This is a genomic window from Candidatus Viridilinea mediisalina (assembly GCF_002532535.1).
GTDB lineage: Bacteria > Chloroflexota > Chloroflexia > Chloroflexales > Chloroflexaceae > Viridilinea > Viridilinea mediisalina.
The window spans coordinates 1-5,373 of the sequence record NZ_NQWI01000193.1 but is presented as its reverse complement, the minus strand read 5'-3'; the positions used below and the strand labels follow the sequence as shown (position 1 = coordinate 5,373).

Here is a 5,373-nt window from a genome sequence, read left to right as displayed (position 1 = left end):
TTCAAGGCCAATGCGATGGCCTTTCAACCGAATAACATCTTCGGCCTGGACATCAAGATAGTGATCGAGGCGCATAGCCTGAACTCCTGTGGTAGCGAATCTGCTGGCATGCTATCACATGAGAATACAAGGATCAATATCCCTCATCCCTACATCAGTCTGAAACGCGGCCATCACACTGACCGTCGCCCCCCCTCGGTGGGCAATGCGGTGAGCAACGCCTCGACCGTCGGCTGGTCAGGAGCTTGCAGGATGGCATGGTGCAACGCAGCAAGTTGCTCCGCGTCGGTGCATGATCGGATGTTGCGAACCAGAACCGCAGGCGTGGCGGGAAAGCGGAAGATGACGGTATCCTCGACCAATTCTTGGATGGCGCGGGAGAGTGTGATGCGCGTCTGTTGCAACTCATCGGCATACTTCTTTTCGATCTCCTTCTCGATCTTTTTTTCGATCTTCTTCTCGATCTTTTTTTCGATCTCCTTTTCGATCGTTGCGATCTTCTCATTAACGAGATAGGTAATCAAATCTGAACTCATGAGTCGCTCCTTTCCAATCAGGGCCACAAACCGTTCTGTAGGCATAAGCGGTTCAGCAAAAACACCAAGGATCGAGAGCAGATCGGCCTGCTGGGTGAGCGGTGCATCGGTGAGTATCTGGGAGACAACCTGCTCGACGAGTGCCTCGGTCGCGCCACGCATCAGCGGACTAAGCACGGCCAGGCCCAATGGGCCACGCTGCACGGCCTCTTCTGCATCCTGCTCCCAAAGACGAACCACAGGCACCTGCCAGACGAGCAGGTCGTCGCCATCAACGGTCTGGCGCAGCGTATCGCCCACATCAGAGGCTGGGTTCAAGTAGATGACGGTTCCGATCACAACCTGCTGGTGATGACGCTGCCCAAGCCAGGCGAGGTAGCCCAGCAAACGCCAGAGCACCGCTGGGTCGGTATAGCCTTGCCACTCGATAACATGGAGGTATTCTTGGCCACCGCTGCTGCGTAGACGGAGCACATTGTCGAGGCGGGTTGCGCTCGCCGGGAGTTCAAGGGTCTCGACCGCAATGACATGCGCTTCGCCGTTGGATAGGAGCGGCAATAAGTCGTGAGCGCAGAGGGCTGTTAGGCGCTTGAGCGGAATATCAGTTTGCACGTTCATCTCCCCGCGACATACTGAGAAGCTGTCTGAAAAGCCGGGGACACGCGCTGGAGTGCCGACTTTAGTCGGCTAAAGCCGACACTCCAACGCCAGACCATAGACTTTTCAGACAGACTCTAAGGCGCACGCTGTTCGTCATCCATTGTAGCACCAGTGTATGCAAAAAATCCGCGATCCGCGCCTGCGGCACGGGTGGGGAAGGGAGCGCCCTTCCCCACACCCCATCCCCTTGCGTCGCCCCCGCACGGCCCTGCACTACCCCGACGCCAGGAGTAACAGAAAACAGGATTCAGGATCCAGAACCGGGCACGGGAGCATGACTGACGACCCGCAACCCGTTGAAGATGTTGCGGGGGCGCGGGTCGCTGTGGCTGCGGTACGCCCCGCGCACGAATTTCGCCTCACTGCTGTACCACGACCCACCGCGCAGCACCCGTCCCTCCTCACCGGCTAAATACGCCGCCGTCCACTCATCTTCCAGCCGGTAGGGGTAGCCTTTGCGCCACTTGGTCGCGCACCACTCCCAGACATTGCCCGCCATGTCGAGGGCGCGGTACTGGCTAGCACCCGTAGGGTACTGCCCGACGGGCGTGGTGCGGCCAACGTCAAGGGACTGTCCACTATTCAGGCGGCTGGCATCCCAAGCGTCGCCCCAGGGGTAGATACGCCCGTCGGGGCCGCGCGCTGCCTTCTCCCACTCCGCCTCGCTGGGCAACCGGAACTCGTGGCCGGTCTGGGCGCTTAGCCAGCGGGTGTAGGCCACCGCCTCGTACCAACTCACGCCAACCACCGGCTGCTCATCGCCGTTGAAACGAGCATCTTCCCAAAACCTCGGCTGGCTCACCTGCTCGGCCACGCGCCACGCCCAGCCCGCCTCCGTCCAGTAGACGATGTTGGTATAGCCATCGCCTTCGACGAAGGGGCGGAACTGGGCATTCGTCACTTCGGTGCGCCCGATCCAGTATTCGGGCAGCGTGAGTTCGTGCTGGGGCTTTTCTCTATCAAAAGCCAATGCATCATCGTCCCTACTGCCCATCAGGAAGGGGCCAGCAGGGACTCTGACCAGTTCGGGAACCCAGGGGGGGAGCGGGTTGGCTGCTGCCGGAATTGGTAACGTAGTTGGAACCGGCGATGGCATTGAGACGGATGACGGCGTTGGTTCAGCCGGTACTCCACCAAGCCAAGGTGGAAGCCATGAAGGCTTCAGCGCAATAATCGCGACAACGAGAGCTAAGAAGCCGATGAGCAGTTCGATGATTCTGTAGCGTTCTTCTTTGGGGTGCATAGGTTTGTGGGGGGGGGTAGTTGTGATGCAAAGGCACGCATCACTTCGTTACTCGTCGCTTCGTCACAGCATCCAAATGCGCCTTCAAGTATAGCGTTTTTTAGAGGCGTTGGATGCAGTGCCAAGTGTTTGCTCATGCAAGGCAAGCGCACAACGCCCTACGCTGGCTTCGACAAGCTGGCTTCGGCCCTTCGACAAGCTCAGGGTTCAGCCACCGCGCCAGTGTAGGGCGCGGTGCGCTGGCTTTGCGATGCCACAGGTGGCGAGTGTGCTAGAATGAAGCGGGCTTACCACCTTTTCGATGAGAGGAGCCAAATGATGGAATTATCGGTAACGGTTGCCCATCTTGATCGGGCGCTCACCGACTGGATCGAGGATGAGGCGCAGCGCACCGGCCAATCGGTCGAGGCCATTGTGCGCCGCTTGCTCTTACAGGGGCTGGAGGTAGCCCAGCGCCACACCATGAACCAACGCTACCACGATCTTGATGCGCTGGCTGGTACGTGGCGGGCTGCTGATGCTGAGGAGTTCAAGCAGGCATTAGTTGATATGAGTCAACTTGATCCTACGCTATGGCACCCATCACCGTAATGCTGGACACCAATGCCTATACGGCATTCAAGCTTGGTCATGCCGACGCGCTGGCGATCATCCAGCGTGCGCCAAGCCTCGTGCTGAGCAGCATTGTCATTGGGGAGTTACTGGCCGGGTTTGCCGTTGGGTCACGCGAGGCGCAGAATCGCACGGAGTTGCAACAGTTCCTCGCCTCACCCCGCGTCAGCATCCGCTCAATTGATGATCACACAGCGCAATACTACGCCCGCGTCTACCGCAGCCTCAAGCACAAAGGTAAACCCATCCCAACCAACGATATGTGGATTGCAGCATCAGCATTACAGGCAGGCTGTGCGCTTTTCAGTTTTGATGGCCACTTTCAACATATTGATGGTCTTGTTGTGGGGGCAAGCGCCACTGATCTATTGCTAACGTAAGGTGTCATACCTGCTATGCGTGGCAAGCATCGCAGCGGCCCGTCCATTCCCGCCTGCGCGATGATTCTTATCCTTCCCCGGAAAGGGCGTAGCAGCGGCCCATACGTTCCCTCCTGCGCGGCACTTCTTGGGTGGGCCGCTGCTACGCCCCTACATTGCATTACGATGGGATGCCATGCGTTTTCCATGAATTTGTGGTGAACAAATCCCCCATCACCCCGCAACGTAGGGGCGTAGCAGCGGCCACCCAAGGAATCATGCGTGTACCGAAAGCGAAAGGCCGCTGCTACGCCCTACCCATCGGCATTGCGCCATCCCGAGGCAATGCCACGGTGTCATTGGAACGCAAGATGCCCCATCTCATGACCACACCACGCATGCGATGGATTGATGATCTCCGCCGGAAAGGGCGTAGCAGCGGCCCGTTCATTCCCGCCTGCGCGATGATTCTTGGGGAGGGCCGCTGCTACGCCCCTACATTGCCTTACGACGGGATGCATGCGTTTTCCATGTATCCCTCATCCCTCATCCCTCATCACTCATCCCTCCCCCCCACGGGAGCATGACTGACGACCCGCAACCCGTCGTGGTAGAAGCGGGAGCGCGGGATGAGGTAGTTGATGCGGTACGCCCCGCGCACGTATTTGGCCTCACGCCAAAACGACCCTCCTCGCAACCTCCGGCCCGTATCTCCCTCCACATACGCCGCCGCCCATTCATCCTCAAGCCGATAGGGATAGCCCTTGCCCCACTTGGTCGCACACCACTCGTAGACATTGCCCGCCATGTCGAGGATGCCATAGGGGCTCGCCCCGTTGGGGTAGTGGCCAACCGGGGTGGTCTTACCGATGCCCGCCTCCTCACTATTGCAGCGCCCCGCCTCCCAGGTGTTGCCCCAGGGCCAGATACGCCCATCAGGGCCACGCGCCGCCTTCTCCCACTCGGCCTCGGTGGGCAGACGGAACTCGTGGCCGGTCTGGGTGCTTAGCCAGCGGGTGTAGGCCACCGCCTCGTACCAACTCACGCCAACCACCGGCTGCTCATCTCCATTGAAGCGGGCATCTTCCCAACACCTCGGCTGGCTCACCTTCTCGGCCACACGCCACGCCCAACCCGCCTCCGTCCAGTAGGCGATGTTGGTGTAGCCATCGCCTTCGACAAAGGGGCGGAACTGCGCGTTTGTCACTTCGGTGCGCCCGATCCAATATTCGGGCAGCGTGAGGGTGTGTTGGGGCTTTTCGTCGCTATCGGCCAACTCGTCCGCAGCGCTGCTGCCCATCAGGAAGGGGCCGGCGGGAACTTTCACGAGGCGCGGCAGCCATGTGGGGGCGGGAAGTTTGACCGCAAACTCCTCGGCGAAGATGGTTGCCAAGAACGGGTTGCGTACTGCCCAATGCGTCCCCGCCTGCTTCGCCAGTCCGGCCAGTTCGAGGCGTGCCATGTCATCGTTGAGGCGCGTGAAGCGCGGTGGATCGCTGAGGAGACGACGGGCGGCATCGGCGAGATGGGATGCGCGGAGATCGTTGAGGATGTGGCGCAGCAGCGGATCACTCTGGCGTACACGAACTTCTGCCGCGACTACCGCCTCCGCATTGAGGGGCTGGCCTCGCTGATACGCCTCCAGCAGCAGTGTGCCGAGGCGTTGGGTCAGGTAGGGGTGGCCCGCGACGCGGCTGTAGACCACATGGCCCATGCCGGTTGCGAGGGCCGCGTCAAGGCCCGCTGCAACCAGCCCGTCGGCGATGAGGGCTACGGCTTCGTCTTGGCCCAAGTCGCTCAGGTGGTGGTCTACACAGACGCTGTGCAGCGAGGAGGCTTCGGTGACGACGAGGTCGTAGAGTTCGACACCGCCACTGAAGATGACCAGGAGCTTGCGTAGCACCGGCATGGTGAGGCGGGCGTCGAAGATGGAGCGTAGCGCATGCGCGAGCGCCTCGCGGGT

At 60.4% G+C, this 5,373-nt stretch carries 5 protein-coding genes; 2 read left to right on the top strand and 3 right to left on the bottom strand.

The features are described 5' to 3' along the window. Positions 1-173: 173 nt before the first annotated feature. The gene (locus CJ255_RS20940) at positions 174-1,148 is read right to left on the bottom strand and encodes an RpnC/YadD family protein (RefSeq protein WP_124682044.1); all 975 of its coding nucleotides are present in this window, start codon (positions 1,146-1,148) and stop codon (positions 174-176) included. A gap of 295 nt (positions 1,149-1,443) precedes the next feature. Continuing rightward, on the bottom strand, positions 1,444-2,439 hold the full coding sequence (locus CJ255_RS20935; RefSeq protein ID WP_097646022.1) for a formylglycine-generating enzyme family protein: 996 nt from the start codon (positions 2,437-2,439) through the stop codon (positions 1,444-1,446). A 315-nt stretch (positions 2,440-2,754) separates the two neighbouring features. On the opposite strand from CJ255_RS20935, the gene CJ255_RS20930 reads away from it, so the two are divergent. Both CJ255_RS20930 and CJ255_RS20925 read left to right on the top strand, forming a co-directional pair. After that, on the top strand, positions 2,755-3,030 hold the full coding sequence (locus tag CJ255_RS20930; RefSeq protein ID WP_124682043.1) for a hypothetical protein: 276 nt from the start codon (positions 2,755-2,757) through the stop codon (positions 3,028-3,030). Then, positions 3,012-3,431, top strand: coding sequence for a type II toxin-antitoxin system VapC family toxin (locus CJ255_RS20925; RefSeq protein WP_097646020.1), 420 nt, complete (start codon positions 3,012-3,014; stop codon positions 3,429-3,431). Before CJ255_RS20930 ends, CJ255_RS20925 begins: the two co-directional genes overlap by 19 nt. 535 nt (positions 3,432-3,966) lie before the next feature. On the opposite strand, the gene CJ255_RS20920 is transcribed toward CJ255_RS20925, so the two are convergent. Further along, positions 3,967-5,373, bottom strand: a 1,407-nt coding sequence (locus CJ255_RS20920) for a formylglycine-generating enzyme family protein (RefSeq protein WP_133117020.1), incomplete at its 5' end; no start/stop codon positions are given.